This is a genomic window from Erythrobacter dokdonensis DSW-74 (assembly GCF_001677335.1).
GTDB classification, from domain to species: domain Bacteria; phylum Pseudomonadota; class Alphaproteobacteria; order Sphingomonadales; family Sphingomonadaceae; genus Erythrobacter; species Erythrobacter dokdonensis.
In genome coordinates this window covers 1-15,517 of the sequence record NZ_LZYB01000003.1, presented here as the reverse complement: position 1 = coordinate 15,517, position 15,517 = coordinate 1, and the positions used below count along the sequence as shown (strand labels likewise).

Below are 15,517 nucleotides of genomic sequence, written 5' to 3'. Positions count from 1 at the left end.
ATCAGGCGGGGACGTTGTCCTTCTTCACGGTGATCACCTGCGGATAGGTGAACTCCTTGAGGCCTTCCTTGCCGTATTCGGCGCCGAAGCCCGACTGCTTGTGCCCGCCGAACGGCGCAAACGGCGAGAGGTGCAGGTATTCGTTGACCCACACCGTGCCGGTTTCAAGCTGCTCGGCGATTTCGACACCCTTTTCCGGGTTCGCCGTCCAGACCGCGCCGGCGAGGCCGTATTCCGAGTTGTTGGCGCGGGCGATGACTTCCTCTTCCGAAGAGAACTTCATCAGCGGCATGACGGGTCCGAACTGTTCCTCGGCGACGATGCGCGCATCTTCGGGCGGGTTGTCGAGGATGGTCAGCGGCACGAAGTAGCCGGTTCCGCTCGGATCGGCATTGCCGCCCAGCAGGAACTTGTAGCCGTTCGACTTTGCATCCTCGATCAGTTCGAGCACGCGGTCATACTGCTTCTTGTTCTGGATCGGGCCGACGCCCGTGCCCTGCTGGCTGCCGTCACCGACCTTCACGGTCTTGGCGTATTCGACGATCGCCGCCGACAGCTCATCATAGATATCCTCGTGGATATAGACGCGCTTGGCCGCAACACAGATCTGGCCCGCGTTGGAGAAGCTCGACCAGAACAGCTGTTCGGCGACCTTCTTGGGATCGGCATCGGGCAGCACGATCGAGGCGTCGTTGCCGCCGAGTTCCAGCGTGATGCGCTTGAGGTCCGCCGAAGCGCCTTCCATGATCTTCTTGCCGGTCGCGGTCGAACCGGTGAAGGTGATCTTGTCGATATCGGGGTGGCTGGTGATCATCGGACCGAGGTCATCCTCGCCGGTGATGATGTTGACCACGCCCGCCGGCACCTTGTCCGCGATCAGCTCGGCGATACGCAGGGTGGTGAGCGGGGTGAAGGGCGAGGGCTTGAGCACGATGGTGCAGCCCGAAAGCATGGCGGGGACGATCTTCTGGATCGCCATCATGACCGGGAAGTTCCACGGCACGATCCCGCCGACCACGCCCACCGGCACGCGGCGGGTGCGCGAGAGGCGCGCGTCGCTGTCCTCGTTGATCTCGTCATCGAGGCTGAGCGTCGATTGCGCCGCGCTCATGCCCGCAGCACCGTAGATTTCGCCCTTGGCCTGATCGTGCGGCTTGCCCTGTTCGCTGGTGAGCAGGCGGTAGAGTTCTTCCGCGTTTTCCTTGATCGCGCCCGAGATTGCCATGATCGCGGCGCGGCGTTCCTCGATCGGGGTCTTTTTCCAGGTCTTGAAGGCGGCGCGCGCTGCGGCGACGGCCTTGTCGAGCTCGTCCTTGCCGCAGGCCGGGACCTGCCCGATAACCTGTTCGGTCGCCGGGTTGACCACATCGAGCCAGCGGTCGGTCGCGATCATCTCGCCGCCGATAAGGTTCTTGTACTGGGTGACCATGATGTTTCCTCTCTCGTCCTCGAAAATGGGGAGTCGTCTCTCGCCCGTGCAAATTGGCGCGTTGCATCCGAAAACGCAATCGCTGCTGTGGCGGCTAGTGTAGGCCGCGCGGCGACGTGTGGCGACTGGCGATTGCGCTATTGGCACGCGCGCCTATGGAGGCCGCAGGACACCCCTCGAGGAGAGCGATGATGAGTGATTCCCGCCCCGACCTGGTCATCTACGGCAGCCCGGTCTCGCCCTTCGTGCGCAAGGTCGCAGGCGTGTGCATCGCCAAGGGAGTGCCTTACGAGATCGAGGCGGTGAACGTGTTCGACCCGCCCGCCTGGTTCCGCGATATCTCGCCGATGAAGCGCATTCCGGTGCTGCGCGACCGTTCGGTGGCCGAGGAAGGCGTCGCCGGCACCATCGCGGATTCCTCGGCAATCTGCGCCTTCATCGAGAAGAAGCACCCGGCGCCTGCACTTTACCCCGAAGATCCGATGGCGCTGGGCGAGGCTCTCTTCATCGAGGAATATGCCGATACCGCGCTCGCCATGGCAGGCGGCCTTGGCATCTTCCGGCCGATCTTCTTCGCCATCTCCAAGGGCGAGGAGCCGGATCTCGAAAAGGCGCGCAATGCCTGGGCGAACCAGATGCCGCAGATCTTCGATGTGCTTGAAGCGCGGCTGGCAGGGCGCGAATTCTTTGCCGGCGGCGCGCTGTCGATTGCCGACATTACGGTTGCCTGCGTGCTGATGCAGGTATCGCTGGTGGCCGAGACACCGCTCGACAGATGGCCTGCGCTGGCCGCCCATTTCGCCGCGATGCAGTCGCTCGAACTTATCGCCGGGCCCTATGCGGCGGCGGAAAAGGTCATCCGCAAGGCCTTGCCGACCCGCTTCGACCTGACCTAATCCCCCACCTCAACGATAAACACGAAAGCGGGCAGCGCGCATGGCGAGCGAATGGTGCATCGGGATCATCGGCGGATCGGGCCTCTACGCGATGGACGGCATCGAGGACGCGCAATGGATCGCTATCGACACACCCTGGGGCGACCCCTCGGATGAAGTCCTGTGCGGGACACTGGAAGGGGTGAAGGTGCGCTTCCTGCCGCGGCACGGGCGCGGACACCCGATTTCGCCGACCGAGCTCAATTCGCGCGCCAATATCGACGCGCTCAAGCGGGCTGGCTGCACCGATATCCTCGCGATCTCGGCGGTCGGGAGCTTGCGCGAGGAACTGGAACCGGGGCGCTTTGCGATTGTCGAACAGTTCATCGACCGCACCGTGCACCGTGAAAGCACCTTCTTCACCAGCGGGTTCGTCACGCATGTTTCGATGGCCGATCCGGTCTGCCCGCGCCTGTCGGACATGGCGGCCCAGGCGGTCGCCAAGGCCAAAGGCAAGGTCGCGGTGGGGGCGACCTATCTCGCAATGGAAGGTCCGCAATTCTCGACCCGCGCGGAAAGCCGGATGTATCGCCAGTGGGGTGCGGACCTGATCGGGATGACCGCCATGCCCGAGGCCAAATTGGCGCGCGAGGCGGAGCTCCCCTATGCGCTCGTCGGCATGGTCACCGATTATGACTGCTGGCGCGAAGGCGAGGCAGTCGATGTTGCGCAGGTAATCACCCAGATGCAGGCCAATGGCGCGCTTGCCCGGGCGATGGTGAAGAACTTCGTCGCCGCACTGCCCAAGAAGCGCGAGCCATCGCCGATCGACACCGCGCTCGACGATGCGGTGATCACCGCGCCCGACGAACACGATCCGGCGGTGATGGCGAAGCTCGACGCGGTGGCAGGAAGGCTGTTCGGATAGGGGCAGCGCCCGCCTCCCATGTGACCCGGCCGCCAATTCCCGTCCGCCCGGTTCTGTGGTAATCTCGCCCCCGGGAGCAACGAATCGCGCGGCCCGCGGTTCGCACGGGGGAGGGAAAATTGATGCGCTTTTCCAATGTGAAATGTGCCGCAGCTTCGGTTGCTGCGATTGCCATGGCCGCCGCGCCGGTGGCGGCGAAGAAGGCGGATTCGCTGCGCGATCTGCTCGGCAGTTCGGGCGCAAGCGCCGAAACCCAGCTGCAGCAGCGCGGCTTCGAATATATCAGCGGCAACAAGACCGAGAATGCCAGCAACAGCTACTGGTGGGACGCCAGGGGCAAGGACTGCGTGGTCGTCGAAGTCATGCAGGGCAGGGTCGTCACGATCAACGATGCCAAGGCCGAGGACTGCGGCCACAAATCAGGCAATGATACCGCCGTGGCTGCTGCTGCGATCGGGGCGGTCGCACTGGGAGCGATCCTGCTGTCGCGCAAGGACAAGGACAAGCACAAGGATCAATACCAGCAGGACTGGCAGGAGGTGGAGGTCCACAACACCCAGTCGGGCAAGCTGCGCATCTTCCGCAAACCGGACAAGAACGCACGCGTGCGTGAGGAGGTGCGGGAAGGCACGATGCTCCGCAATTACGGCTGTGACAGGTACAATAGCGAGACCTGGTGCGAGGTCAGGACGATGAACGGCCGAACTGAGGGCTGGGCGCGCGACCGCTATCTGCGGGTGACCGACAACTATCCGGGGAATGGCTGGGGCGGATCGGGCAACACGCAGTTCGGCGATCTGATCGGCAATAGGGCACCCGGTGCGCAGAACGAGATGAGGCAGCGCGGCTTCCGTCAGGTCGACGGCTTCAAGACGGGCCAGATCGCCTACACCATCTGGTTCCGCAACGCCTCGCGCCAGTGCGTCCAGATGGCGGTCGCCAATGGGCGGGTCGACAGTATCGTCGACATTCGCGCCCATCCCAAATGCCGGTGACCGCTGATGGCGGGCAGCGGTCCGGCTAGGCCCAGTCGCCCAGCAGCGGGGTGAACTCGTCGACCCGGATCGATTGCCACACACCGAAGGTGAGGTAGGGGTCTTCCGAAAGGATCTCGCGCGCCGCGGCTTCGTCCTCGGCCTTCACGATCAGGAGCGAGCCGATGATGAGCCCGTCGGCGCGCTTCAACGGGCCGACGATCACGAAATGCTCGGCATTGGCGTGGACGAATTCGAGATGCGCCGGGCGATGGACCGCGCGCAGGCGGCCGCCGTCCTCGCCGTCGCGGCAGTGAAAGCAGAACATCCGCATCGCTGGTGAACCCCTTGTTGCCCGGGCAACCTTACCAGCAGAGCGCCGGGGTTCAAGCTGATGCGCCATGCGACTTTGCTTGAATGCGAGGCACATGAGGTCCAGATCGCGAGAGACAACGCGAATCCAGCACAAGGAAAGCTCCTCCCCCGTGACCACGCCCGACCTGCCGCCCCGCACCGCCCAGCTTATCGACCGCACCGATCTCGTCCGCGCCTACCGCGCCGAGGAGGAAGCCTGCATCGCCGAGCGGCTGGAACAGGCGGCTCCTGCGGTACGGGTGCATGACAAGGCCGCCGCACTGGCGATCCGGCTGATCGAGGGTGCGCGCGAAGAGAAGGCGAGCGGGATCGACGCGTTCTTGCAGCAATACGGGCTCGACACCGAAGAAGGCATCGCGCTGATGTGCCTTGCCGAGGCACTGCTGCGCGTGCCCGACGGAGCGACAGCCGACGCGCTGATCCGCGACAAGATCGGGACCGTGGACTGGGGCGAACACCTGGGCGAGAGCACGTCCACCTTCGTCAATGCCGCCACCTTCTCGCTGATGCTCACGGGCGAGGTGCTGGAACAGCCCGAAGCGCATCAGAAGGGGCTGGGATCGGCCTTCAAGCGAGCGATGAACCGGCTGGGCGAACCGGTGATCCGCACCGCAACCAGCCAGGCGATGCGGATCCTCGGCGGGCAGTTCGTATTCGGTCGTACGATCGAGGAGGCACTGAAACGCGCCGCCCCCGAACGTGCGAAGGGCATCACCCATTCCTTCGACATGCTCGGCGAGGCGGCAATGACCTTTGCCGATGCCGAGAAGTATCGCCGCGCCTATGAAGCCGCGCTCGACCGGCTGGCGCGCGAGGCCGGGACAGGGGTCACAGGCTCTCCGGGAATTTCGGTCAAGCTCTCGGCACTCCACCCCAAATATACCTTCTTCCACGCCGGGCAGGCACGGGCGGCAATGGTGCCGGTGGTCAAGGCGCTGGCGATCAAGGCGCGCGATGCAGACATCCACTTCACCATCGATGCCGAAGAGGCCGAGCGGCTCGATCTCAGCCTCGACATCATCGAGGAACTGGTCGCCGACGACGAATTGTTCCGCCGCCCCGACGGCAGCCGCTGGGAGGGCTTCGGCCTTGCTATCCAAGCCTACCAGAAGCGCGGGGTGCCGCTTTGCGACTGGGCCGCGAAGCTCGCGCGCCGCCATGGCCGCAAGCTGTTCGTGCGGCTGGTGAAGGGTGCCTATTGGGACAGCGAGATCAAGCTTTCGCAGGTTGGCGGCTATGCCGATTACCCGGTCTTCACCCGCAAGGTGGCGACCGATGTCAGCTATCTCGCCTGCGCCGCACGCCTGTTCGAACATACCGACGTGATCCGCCCGGCCTTCGCCACGCACAACGCCTACACCATCGCCTCCATCAAGGAGATGAGCGCGGGAAAGACGTTCGAGTTCCAGCGCCTGCACGGCATGGGCGAGGAAGTTTACGAGGCGCTCCACGCGATCGAGGGCAACCAGCCCACGCCGGTGCGGATCTACGCGCCGGTCGGCGGTCACAAGGAATTGCTGGCCTATCTGGTGCGCCGCCTGCTGGAGAACGGGGCCAATACCAGCTTCGTCAACCGCATGGGCGATGCCGACATTCCGGCCGAGGAACTGGTCGGCGATCCGGTTGCGGAGCTGGCGGCGATGCAGCCGCGCCGCAATCCGGCGATCCCGCTGCCGGCCGATATCTTCGGGGCCAGGCAGGGCGGGCGCCGCAACAGCGCCGGGATCGACCTGTCCGATCAGGCCGTGCGCGAGCCGCTGATGGCGCGGCTGAAGGCGCTCGAAAGCGTGCACTGGCGTGCCGAGCCGACCTTCCCGGGCGACACGCCCGGCGAAATCGCGCCCATAACCATGCCGCATGATCTTTCGGCGGTGGTCGGCACCCGCCGCGACGCGACGGCGGAAGAAGTCGAGGCCGCCTTTGCCCGCGCCGCCAATATCCAGCCGGGCTGGGACGCGCTCGGCGGCGAAAAGCGCGCCCTCCTGCTGGAAGAGGCTGCCGACCTGTTCGAGGCGCACACCGACGAATTCCTCTCCCTGTGCCAGCGCGAGGCGGGCAAGACCCTGCTCGACGCGGTGCTCGAACTGCGCGAGGCGGTCGATTTCCTGCGCTACTATGCAGCTGGCGCGCGCGAACAATTCGGTGCGCCGACCATCCTGCCGGGGCCGACGGGGGAGGAGAACAGCCTTTCGCTCCACGGACGCGGGGTGTTCGCCACGATTTCCCCCTGGAACTTCCCGCTGGCGATCTTCACCGGCATGGCCGCCGCCGCGCTTGCGGCCGGGAACAGCGTCATCGCCAAGCCCGCCGAACAGACCCCGCTGATCGCCGCGCTGGCGGTGAAGCTGTGCCACGAGGCGGGTATCCCCCCCGAAGCATTGCAGCTGCTGCCCGGCGCAGGGCAGGTCGGACAGATGATCACCGCCCACCCCAAGCTCGCCGGAGTCGCTTTCACCGGATCGACCGAGACCGCGCAGGCCATCAATCGCACGCTGGCGGGGCGCGACGGGCCGATCGCCACGCTGATTGCCGAGACCGGCGGGCAGAACGCCATGATCGTCGATAGCTCGGCCCTGCCCGAACAGGTGGTACGCGACGTTTTGGCGAGCGCCTTCCAGAGCGCGGGGCAACGGTGCTCGGCGCTGCGGGTGCTCTATCTGCAAGAGGATATAGCGGATCCGATGCTGGAAATGATCCGCGGCGGGTTCGAGGCCCTGAATATCGGCGATCCGGCCAGCCTCGCCACCGATATCGGGCCGGTGATAGACCCGGATGCGCAGGCGCGGCTCGAACGCCACGTCGCGCGCTGTCTTGCTTCTGATCGCAAGGTCACCCGCCTGTCGCTGCCGCCGGGGGTGGAGAAGGGCTGCTTTGTTGCCCCCACCATCGTCGAGATCGGATCGATCCGCGATCTTTCTCGCGAGCACTTCGGGCCTGTGCTCCACGTCGCACGCTTCCGGGCGAGCGAACTTGGCCAGGTGGTCGAGGACATCAACGAGAGCGGATATGGCCTCACCCTCGGCCTTCACAGCCGCATCGCCGCTACCCGGCGCTTCGTGCAGGCCCGCGCGCGGGTGGGCAATTTCTACGTCAACCGCAACCAGATCGGCGCGGTAGTGGAAAGCCAGCCTTTCGGCGGCGAGGGGATGTCGGGGACCGGGCCCAAGGCGGGCGGGCCGCATTACCTTGCGCGCTTTGCCACCGAACGGGTGATGACGATCGACACCACGGCGGCGGGCGGCAATGCCAGCCTGCTGGCGGCAGGATAGCGGTTGCAGGACACGCGAAAGACCCGGAGCCGCAGGGCTCCGGGTCTTGGTGGTCGCCTCCGCAGGGGAAGGGCGAAGCGCGACGCGGGGAATTACCGCAGCAGCGACAGGACGTTCTGCTGCGACTGGTTGGCCTGGGCCAGCATCGCGGTCGAGGCCTGGCCGAGAATCTGCGCCTTGGCGAGCGCGGTCGTCTCCTGCGAATAGTCGGTGTCCATGATCCGCGAACGCGCATCGGTGAGGTTGGTCGAGACATTGGTGAGGTTGTTCACCGCCGACTGCAGACGGTTCTGGAACGCACCCAGATCGGCGCGGGCGGTTGTCACGGCACCGATCGCGGCATCATACTGGTCAAGCGTCGCGCCCGCGACCGCCGCCGGCGATGCGCCGAAGGTGACGACCGCGGTCATCGCGGCGGCCTGTTCGAGATCGGGCAGGGTGACCGACAGCGCATCGACCGCTTCGGCACCGGCCTGGATGCTGATCTCGTTGGTCGCGGTCGAGAACAGGTTGATGCCATTGAAGGTGGTGTTCTCGATCACCTGGTTGATCTGTCCGGCCAGCGCGTCGCGCTCGGCATCGATGTTGGCGATGTCGGTGGCCGAATAGGTCTCGTTCGAACGCTGCACGGTCAGTTCGCGCATCCGCTGGAGCATGTTGGTGACCTCGTCGAGCGCGCCTTCGGCGGTCTGGGCAAGGCTGATGCCGTCATTGGCGTTGCGCACGCCCTGCGCCATGCCGCGGATCTGCGAGGTCATGGAGGCGGCGATCGCGAGGCCCGCGGCGTCATCGGCAGCGCTGTTGATGCGGCGGCCGGTCGACAGGCGCTCCATTGCGGTGCCGAGCATACGGCCGGCCTGCGTGCTGGCATTGGTGGCGCGCAGGGCCGAGATATTGGTGTTCACTACGTTCATTGTTCAAACTCCCGAATGGTCAGGCAGGACGAACAGGCCCGTCGCTGCTGGCCATTAGAGCGGCCGCCTGCCGGGATGTTTAAGCCGCTTTTTTGCCGTCAGGCATCCAGGTCACCGGCAAGCGTCAGCCGCACGCCCATATGGCAATCGAGGCCTTCCCCCCGGCGCACAAGGACGCGACTAAGGGAAGCTACGGGGGCTTAAATTTGCAACATGTTGGACGTCCACGCGGCAAGAGTTTGCCACTGCATACTGACAGGGGCGACCATGACCATTTCCGCAGGCACTGCAACACTTCCGCCCGTCCGTCTGGCCGGACACGAGGCGCTGCTCGACATCACCGTGCCCCTGATGGGTCGCCGCTGGCAAAGCGAGCGGATAACGCTGGGAGACGCCGTAGCCGCCAGGCCCGCGGCAGGGGCGGTCGCGATCGCACTGTCCCGCGCGCCCGAACCTGCGCTGACCCTTTCAGCGCCCGGCCGCATCGCGCTCGCCTATGATCCTGCCGCGCCCGAAACGGCACGGCCCGCGCTGCTCGCCGCTGCCTCGCATGGTGGCTGGCCGATTGCGGGCGATGCCCAGTCGATGGCGCTGCTGACACTGGCCGAGCGCATTTCGGCGAGCGACATCCCCGTATTGCTCGAAGGGCCGACCGGCACCGGCAAGGAAGTGCTGGCGCGCTTCGTCCACCAGCTCTCGCCGCGCAAGGATGGCCCCTTCGTCGCTGTCAATTGCGCCGCCATGCCCGAAGCCATGCTCGAGGCGCTGCTGTTCGGCCACCGGAAAGGCGCCTTCACCGGCGCTGCCGAGGCGGGCGAGGGCCTGTTCCGCGCCGCCGACAAGGGCACGCTGCTGCTTGACGAGATCGGCGAACTCCCGCTGGCCTTGCAGGCCAAGCTGCTGCGCGCCTTGCAGGAAGGCGAAGTGCTGCCGCTTGGCGCGACCCGCCCGGTAAGCGTCGACGTGCGGATCGTCGCGGCCACCAACCGCCACCTTGCCAGCGAAGTCGAGGCCGGGCGCTTCCGCGAGGACCTGCTCTACCGCCTCAACGTCTTCCCGCTGTGCATCCCCGCCTTGCGCGACCGGCCCGGCGACATCGCCCCGCTCGCCTTCGGGATGCTGCTGCGCCACGCTTGCGCGCCCGGCCAGCCGGGCTGGATCGGGCGGGACGCGCTGGCGCTGCTCGAAGGCCACCCATGGCCGGGCAATGTCCGCGAGCTGGAGAACGTCATCCGCCGCGCGATTCTGCTCAGCGGGGACAGCGGCACGATCGCGGCCGACCACATCATCTTTGACAGTGCGGTCCGGCCCGTAACCGATGACGCCAGGCCCGCACCCGCCGCAGAGCAGCGCTCGCTGTCGGATGTCGCCTTCGCCTCGCAAGCACAGGCAATCCTCGCCGCGCTCGCCAGCCATGACGGCAACCGCAGCGCCACAGCGCGCGCCTTGGGCATCTCGGAGCGCACCCTGCGCTACCGCCTTGCCTCGATGCGGGCGAGCGGCATGGTTGCAGGAGGCCGGGCATGAACCCGATCCGCTCCGGCTTCGGCCCCGCCGACATCATGGCGCTGCGCCAGAATGTGCTCGCCCGAAGCGCCGCGCTGCAGGACGTGCGCGCCGCCAGCCAAGGCGCGCAGCCGCAGGCCCCCGCAGCGACACCCGCGGCAGGCTTTGCCGACACGCTCGGCAATGCACTCAAACAGGTCAACGCGGTGCAGCAGCGATCGAGCGACATGCAGGTTGCCTACGAACGCGGCCAGGTCACCGACATCGCCGAAGTCATGCTCGCCCGGCAGGAAGCAGGCGTCGCCTTCGAGGCGACCCTGCAGGTGCGCAACAAGCTGCTCACCGCCTACCAGGACATCATGCGGATGGGGGGCTGAGTAGATGGCCGATAGCGCACTTCCCGCCGCCGCAGATCCGGCGGGCCTTCCGTCTGCCCCGCCGCAAGCCGCCTGGCGCACCCTGCTGCCCGATCCGGTGGCGGGCTTCATCGCCCAGCCCGCGCTATCGCGCGCCCTGCCCGCGCTTGCCGGGGTCGGGGCGCTGGCGGCGGCAGGCGCCCTGTGGGTGGCGATTTCCTCCGGCCCCGACCGGGTGCTGTACACGAGTCTCTCCGATGCCGAGCGCGCCAAGGTGGTCGAAGCGCTCGATGCGGGCGGCATTGCCTACGCCATCGACAACCAGACCGGCGCGCTCTCGGTGGCGCAGGACGATGTCTACCGGGCGCGGATGCTGGTCGCCAGCGATGCCGGGATCGCCGCACCCGAGGATGCGAGCGCGATGCTCGATGCCATGCCGCTGGGCACTTCGCGCACGCTGGAGGGCGAACGCCTGAGGCTGGCGCGTGAACGGGAATTGATGCTGACGATCCGCGAGATCGACGGGATCGAGAGCGTGCGCGTCCATCTTGCCACGCCCGAACGCTCGGTCTTCGTGCGCGAAAACAACCCGCCTTCCGCCTCGGTTATGCTGCGTCTCGTAAACGGGCGCAGCCTGTCCCAGTCGCAGGTCGAGGCGATCGTCAATCTCGTCGCGGCCTCGGTGCCGGGGATGAACGCGGATGCGGTGCGGGTGGTCGACCAGAACGGGCGGTTGCTGTCCTCCCCGCGCGAGAACCGGCTCGATGCCCTGCTGCTCCAGCGCGAACACGAGGCCAAGCTGCGCGAACAGATCGACGCGCTGCTCATGCCCTTGCTGGGCGAAGGCAATTTCTCCGCGCAGGTGCAGGCAGAGCTCGACCAGAACGAAGTCACCTCGGCGCGCGAGACCTATGAAAAGGAAGGCGTTGTCCGCAACGAGAGCGAGCGCAACGCGACCCGCACCGGTGCGGCGCCGGTCGGCGGCGTGCCGGGTGTGCCCGCCAATACCCCGCCGCCCGATGCCGAGCTGGTCGACGGCCCGCCACAGCCGCCCCAACCCCGCGCCGATGCCGCCACCGACACCGAAAGCGCGGTGCAGCGCAATTACGAACTCGGCCGCGAGGTCGCGGTCACCAGCACCCGCCCGGGCGGGCTCGTGAAACTGTCGGTCGCGGTTGCGGTAAGCGACGAGGCGCTCAAAGCCGCCGCGCCGATGACGGCAGCGCAGCTTGAAGCGCTGGTGGGCGCCGCCGTCGGCGCGAATGCAGCGCGCGGCGACCGGGTGGAAGTCGTGGCGAGCAAGTTCGAAACGGTCAGCCTGGAGCCCCCGGCCTTCTACGAGGCGCCGTGGTTCGCGATGCTGGTGCGCTATGGCACCGCGCTGCTGGCTGTGCTGCTGGTGCTGCTGCTCGCGGTGCGTCCGCTGATCGGCAAACTGCGCGGGCGGGGCAAGGCGGATGCCGTCGCAACCCCTGGCCCGGACGGCACATTGCTGACCGCAGACAGGGGCGAGGACACCGTATCGGCCGCCGACGCCATGCCCGATGGCATGCCGCTCGCGGCAATGTCTGCCAGCGCTCCGCCGGGCGAGCTTGCGCAGCAGGTCGAACGCGCCCGCCTGCTTGCTGCAAGCCAGCCCGAACGCGCCGTCGAGGCGCTGCAACGGATGCTCGCCGCCGCAGATGACGAAGGCCCGGAGGCTCAGGCGACATGAACCTTGATTTTGCCCCCGACGGCACCGAAGCCGCAGGCATGCCCGAACGTCTGCTATCGCGGATCGATCGTGCCGCAGTGTTCCTGATGCTCCTCGGCGACGAGGAAGCCGCGGCCATTCTCGGCCGCCTTTCGCCCGGCGAGCTCGAACGCATCGGCGCTGCCATGCTCGCTCTGGGCGAAATCGACCAGCCGCGCATGGCCGAGGCCCTGGCCGATTTCGTCAGCGAGGCCGGACGCGAACTTCTTCCCCGAGGCAACCGCGGCGAGCGGGTGCGGACGCTGCTGGACGAGGCGCTTGGTCCGGCGCGGGCGGACAGCATGATGCAACGGATCGCGCCCGATGCGCGGCCCCGCAGTGTCGAACTGGCGCGCTGGCTGGTGCCCGACGTGCTGGTGCGGCTGATCGCGGACGAGCACCCCCAAGTAATCGCCGCGCTGCTGCTGCTGATCGAGCCCGAACCTGCCGCCGAGGTTCTCGCCGGGCTGCCTGCAAGTTTGCAGACGATGGTGGTCGAACGGGTTGCGAAAAGCGGCCCGATTTCCCCGCAGGCGATCGCCACGATTGACACGCTGCTGACACAGCGCATCACCGCCACCTTCGGTGCAGCGGCGCTGGCGCTCGGCGGCCCGCGCGAAGCGGCGAACCTCATCAATCTGGCTGCAGGCGACCTGCGCCAGACCGTGCTGCCCGCGATTGCCGAGCACGACCAGCCGTTGGCCGAGAGGATCGAGGAAGAGCTGTTCACCTTCGAGATGCTGTTCGCGCTCGATCCCATGTCCATGGGCCGCCTGCTGCGCGACGTGGACTCGGAAAAGCTGGTCGATGCGCTCAAGGGCCTCAAGGAGCCCGAGCGCGCGCCCTTCTTTGCCGCCATGTCGAGCCGCGCGGCGGACGGGGTACGCGACGAGATCGAGCTGCGCGGACGGGTTGCCAGGAACGAGGTCCAGGCAGCCCAGCGCGCGATCGTCGAAATTGCGCGTGGCCTCGCCGAAACGGGCGAAATCGTGATCGGAAGCGGCAATGGCGAATTCGTCTGATTGGCTCGCCGCGTTGCCAGAGGCAGCGCCCGCGCCGCCCGGCTGGCTGGCCGCGCTGGCCGAGCCGGCGGACTTTCGCGATGCGATGCCCTTTTCCGCGCTTGCGCCGGAACCTGCGGCGGCGGTCGCCCCGGCCGAAGCCGAGCCGGAAGCCGTGCGGGATAGCGCCGCCGAAGACGCCCTGGCGCTGGCCTATGCCGAAGGCGAGGCGGCCGGCCGCATGGCGGCACTGGCCGAGGCCGAGCGCGACGCCGCCCGGCAGCGCGCGCTGCGGCTCGCGTTCCGTGCGCTCGACGAGGCGGCACGGGACGTGCTGGCGCAGGATCTCGCTGACACGGTGATCGCACTGTGCGGCGGGGTGCTTGAGGATCATGCGACCGATCGTGATGCCCTGCTCGCCCGCTGCCATGCGGCAGCAGCGCGGATCGGAGGCGCGCCCACCGCCTTGCGGTTGCATCTCCACCCCGAAGATATTGCAGCGCTCGGCCCGGAGGCGCTGGCGGACTGGAGCGTAATCGCGGATTCCGCGCTCGAACGCGGCGGCCTGCTACTCGAAGGGCCGGATGGCGCCGTGCGCGACGGGCCGCAGGACTGGCGCCGCACGATCGCCGCGGCGGTGCGCGGATGATCGCCGAATTGCAACTCGACCTCGCCCGGATGCGCGCCGCGCCGCGGGATAAAGGGCCGGTGCGCATGGGCCGCGTGGTCGCGTGCGACGGCGGGCTGATCGAGGTCGCCGGCCTGCCGCTGCCGGTCGGATCGCTCGGAGTTATCGAGAACGGCAACGGCAGCGAATGCCTTGCCGAGGTGATCGGCTTTCGCGCCGGCCACTCGCTGATGATGATGCTGGGCGATACCATGCTGCTGCGGCCGCGTGCGGCTGTGCGGTCGCTGGGCGCGCCGGGCGAGGTGCGCGTCGGCGAGGCGTTGCTCGGCCGGGCGGTGGATGCGCTCGGCCATCCGATCGACGGCGGCCCGCGGCTTGACCTGCCCCACGCTTGGCCACTGGCCGGACAACGCGAAGGTGCGCTCGAACGCGCCAGCGTCAGCCGGCCCTTCGATTGCGGAGTGCGCGCGATCAATGCGCTGGCGACAATGGGTGTCGGCCAGCGACTGGGGATCATGGCCGGATCGGGGGTCGGCAAGTCGGTGCTGGTCGATACCATCGCCGGACACGCGGTCGCCGATGTCACCGTGGTAGCGCTGATCGGAGAGCGGGCGCGCGAGGTTTCGGACTTTGTGGGCCGGCATATGGCAGGCGCGCGGCGCGGCGGGATCGTGGTGGTCGCCGTGCCCGCCGATCACGCCCCGAACCTGCGGCTGCGCGCGGCGCAATATGCTTGCTCTGTCGCCGAATTTTTCCGCGCGCAGGGCAAACGCGTGCTGCTGATCCTCGACAGCCTGACCCGCGTCGCCCATGCTGCGCGCGAGCTGGCACTGGTGCTGGGCGAGCCGGGCGCGGCGCGGGGCTATCCGCCGAGCGCGCTTGCCGCGATCACGCGCCTGGTGGAGCGCGCCGGCAATTCGGCCCGCAGCGGCGGAGCGGTGACCGGGATCTATACCGTGCTGGCCGATGGCGACGATGCCAATGATCCGGTGGTCGATACCGCGCGCGCGATTCTCGACGGACACATCGTGCTGTCGCGCGAACTGGCGCAGCGCGGACATTATCCCGCAATCGACGTGCCTGCCTCGCTCAGCCGGGTGATGGACGATCTGGTGCCGCCCGACATCGCCCGTGCCGCGCGGAGCTTGCGCGCCCTTATCGCCGCGCGCGAGGCCAATCGCGACCTGGTGCTGATGGGCGCCTATCGCACGGGCAGCGACCCGCTGCTTGATACCGCGCTGGCCCGTTCGGAGGCGATCGATCAGTTCCTCACCCAGACACGCGGGGAGGCAGAGCCGCTCGCTACGAGCCATGCCGCACTTGCGGCGCTGATGGCCAAGGTCGATGCGTGAAGCCCGCCGTCTTGCGCTGATCCGGCGACAGGCGCTGATCGCCGGGGTCGCCCGGCGGCAGGCATTGGGCGCGCTGGCAGAGGCGTTGGCAGCGGAGGATCGCAGCCGGGCCCTCGCCGCCCGCAGCCGCCAGCTCGCCGCCGCCAGCGCGCCGCAGACGGGGGCCATGGCCGCCGAG

At 67.6% G+C, this 15,517-nt stretch carries 14 protein-coding genes; 11 read left to right on the top strand and 3 right to left on the bottom strand.

Annotated elements, in window-relative coordinates:
• Position 1: 1 nt before the first annotated feature.
• On the bottom strand, positions 2-1,429 hold the full coding sequence (locus I603_RS06550; protein WP_068863379.1) for an aldehyde dehydrogenase family protein: 1,428 nt from the start codon (positions 1,427-1,429) through the stop codon (positions 2-4).
• Between the two features lie 191 nt (positions 1,430-1,620).
• On the opposite strand from I603_RS06550, the gene I603_RS06545 reads away from it, so the two are divergent.
• From I603_RS06545 to I603_RS06535, 3 genes are all read left to right on the top strand, one after another.
• On the top strand, positions 1,621-2,325 hold the full coding sequence (locus tag I603_RS06545; protein WP_232305266.1) for a glutathione S-transferase family protein: 705 nt from the start codon (positions 1,621-1,623) through the stop codon (positions 2,323-2,325).
• 40 nt (positions 2,326-2,365) lie between these two features.
• Entirely contained in the window at positions 2,366-3,232 is an 867-nt protein-coding gene (mtnP, locus tag I603_RS06540) for an S-methyl-5'-thioadenosine phosphorylase (RefSeq protein WP_068863375.1), read from the top strand.
• A gap of 122 nt (positions 3,233-3,354) precedes the next feature.
• A complete protein-coding gene (locus I603_RS06535; RefSeq protein WP_068863373.1) occupies positions 3,355-4,227 on the top strand; it encodes an SH3 domain-containing protein in 873 nt (290 codons plus the stop codon).
• 25 nt (positions 4,228-4,252) lie between these two features.
• Here the strand turns inward: I603_RS06535 and I603_RS06530 are convergent, their stop codons facing one another.
• A complete protein-coding gene (locus I603_RS06530; protein ID WP_068863372.1) occupies positions 4,253-4,540 on the bottom strand; it encodes a YciI family protein in 288 nt (95 codons plus the stop codon).
• Positions 4,541-4,691: 151 nt separating this feature from the next.
• Here I603_RS06530 and putA point away from each other — a divergent pair, with 151 nt between their 5' ends.
• Entirely contained in the window at positions 4,692-7,850 is a 3,159-nt protein-coding gene (putA, locus tag I603_RS06525; RefSeq protein ID WP_068863370.1) for a bifunctional proline dehydrogenase/L-glutamate gamma-semialdehyde dehydrogenase PutA, read from the top strand.
• Between the two features lie 92 nt (positions 7,851-7,942).
• Here the strand turns inward: putA and I603_RS06520 are convergent, their stop codons facing one another.
• Complete coding sequence (locus I603_RS06520; protein ID WP_068863368.1) at positions 7,943-8,764, bottom strand: flagellin N-terminal helical domain-containing protein; 822 nt, start codon at positions 8,762-8,764, stop codon at positions 7,943-7,945.
• Positions 8,765-9,031: 267 nt separating this feature from the next.
• On the opposite strand from I603_RS06520, the gene I603_RS06515 reads away from it, so the two are divergent.
• The 7 genes from I603_RS06515 to I603_RS06485 all read left to right on the top strand — a co-directional run.
• Positions 9,032-10,291, top strand: a complete 1,260-nt coding sequence (locus I603_RS06515; protein ID WP_068863367.1) for a sigma-54 interaction domain-containing protein — start codon at positions 9,032-9,034, stop codon at positions 10,289-10,291.
• Positions 10,288-10,647, top strand: a complete 360-nt coding sequence (gene fliE / locus I603_RS06510; protein ID WP_068863365.1) for a flagellar hook-basal body complex protein FliE — start codon at positions 10,288-10,290, stop codon at positions 10,645-10,647. Before I603_RS06515 ends, fliE begins: the two co-directional genes overlap by 4 nt.
• A 4-nt stretch (positions 10,648-10,651) precedes the next feature.
• Entirely contained in the window at positions 10,652-12,340 is a 1,689-nt protein-coding gene (gene fliF, locus I603_RS06505) for a flagellar basal-body MS-ring/collar protein FliF (RefSeq protein ID WP_084439925.1), read from the top strand.
• The gene (fliG, locus tag I603_RS06500) at positions 12,337-13,380 is read left to right on the top strand and encodes a flagellar motor switch protein FliG (RefSeq protein WP_232305265.1); all 1,044 of its coding nucleotides are present in this window, start codon (positions 12,337-12,339) and stop codon (positions 13,378-13,380) included. Before fliF ends, fliG begins: the two co-directional genes overlap by 4 nt.
• Positions 13,364-14,008, top strand: a complete 645-nt coding sequence (locus I603_RS06495) for a FliH/SctL family protein (protein WP_068863363.1) — start codon at positions 13,364-13,366, stop codon at positions 14,006-14,008. Before fliG ends, I603_RS06495 begins: the two co-directional genes overlap by 17 nt.
• Positions 14,005-15,339 carry a FliI/YscN family ATPase gene (locus I603_RS06490; protein ID WP_068863361.1) on the top strand — a complete coding sequence of 445 codons (1,335 nt, stop codon included), beginning with the start codon at positions 14,005-14,007 and terminating at the stop codon, positions 15,337-15,339. Before I603_RS06495 ends, I603_RS06490 begins: the two co-directional genes overlap by 4 nt.
• Positions 15,332-15,517: hypothetical protein (locus I603_RS06485; RefSeq protein WP_157090861.1), on the top strand; the 186-nt coding region annotated here is incomplete at its 3' end. The genes I603_RS06490 and I603_RS06485, both read left to right, overlap by 8 nt.

Coding starts and splice junctions, on each gene's coding strand:
- I603_RS06530 (WP_068863372.1), bottom strand. CDS start 4,540: ATGCGGATGTTCTGCTTTCACTGCCGCGACGGCGAGGACGGCGGCCGC.
- fliG (WP_232305265.1), top strand. CDS start 12,337: ATGAACCTTGATTTTGCCCCCGACGGCACCGAAGCCGCAGGCATGCCC.
- I603_RS06520 (WP_068863368.1), bottom strand. CDS start 8,764: ATGAACGTAGTGAACACCAATATCTCGGCCCTGCGCGCCACCAATGCC.
- fliE (WP_068863365.1), top strand. CDS start 10,288: ATGAACCCGATCCGCTCCGGCTTCGGCCCCGCCGACATCATGGCGCTG.
- mtnP (WP_068863375.1), top strand. CDS start 2,366: ATGGCGAGCGAATGGTGCATCGGGATCATCGGCGGATCGGGCCTCTAC.
- fliF (WP_084439925.1), top strand. CDS start 10,652: ATGGCCGATAGCGCACTTCCCGCCGCCGCAGATCCGGCGGGCCTTCCG.
- I603_RS06550 (WP_068863379.1), bottom strand. CDS start 1,429: ATGGTCACCCAGTACAAGAACCTTATCGGCGGCGAGATGATCGCGACC.
- I603_RS06535 (WP_068863373.1), top strand. CDS start 3,355: ATGCGCTTTTCCAATGTGAAATGTGCCGCAGCTTCGGTTGCTGCGATT.
- I603_RS06515 (WP_068863367.1), top strand. CDS start 9,032: ATGACCATTTCCGCAGGCACTGCAACACTTCCGCCCGTCCGTCTGGCC.
- I603_RS06495 (WP_068863363.1), top strand. CDS start 13,364: ATGGCGAATTCGTCTGATTGGCTCGCCGCGTTGCCAGAGGCAGCGCCC.
- I603_RS06545 (WP_232305266.1), top strand. CDS start 1,621: ATGAGTGATTCCCGCCCCGACCTGGTCATCTACGGCAGCCCGGTCTCG.
- I603_RS06490 (WP_068863361.1), top strand. CDS start 14,005: ATGATCGCCGAATTGCAACTCGACCTCGCCCGGATGCGCGCCGCGCCG.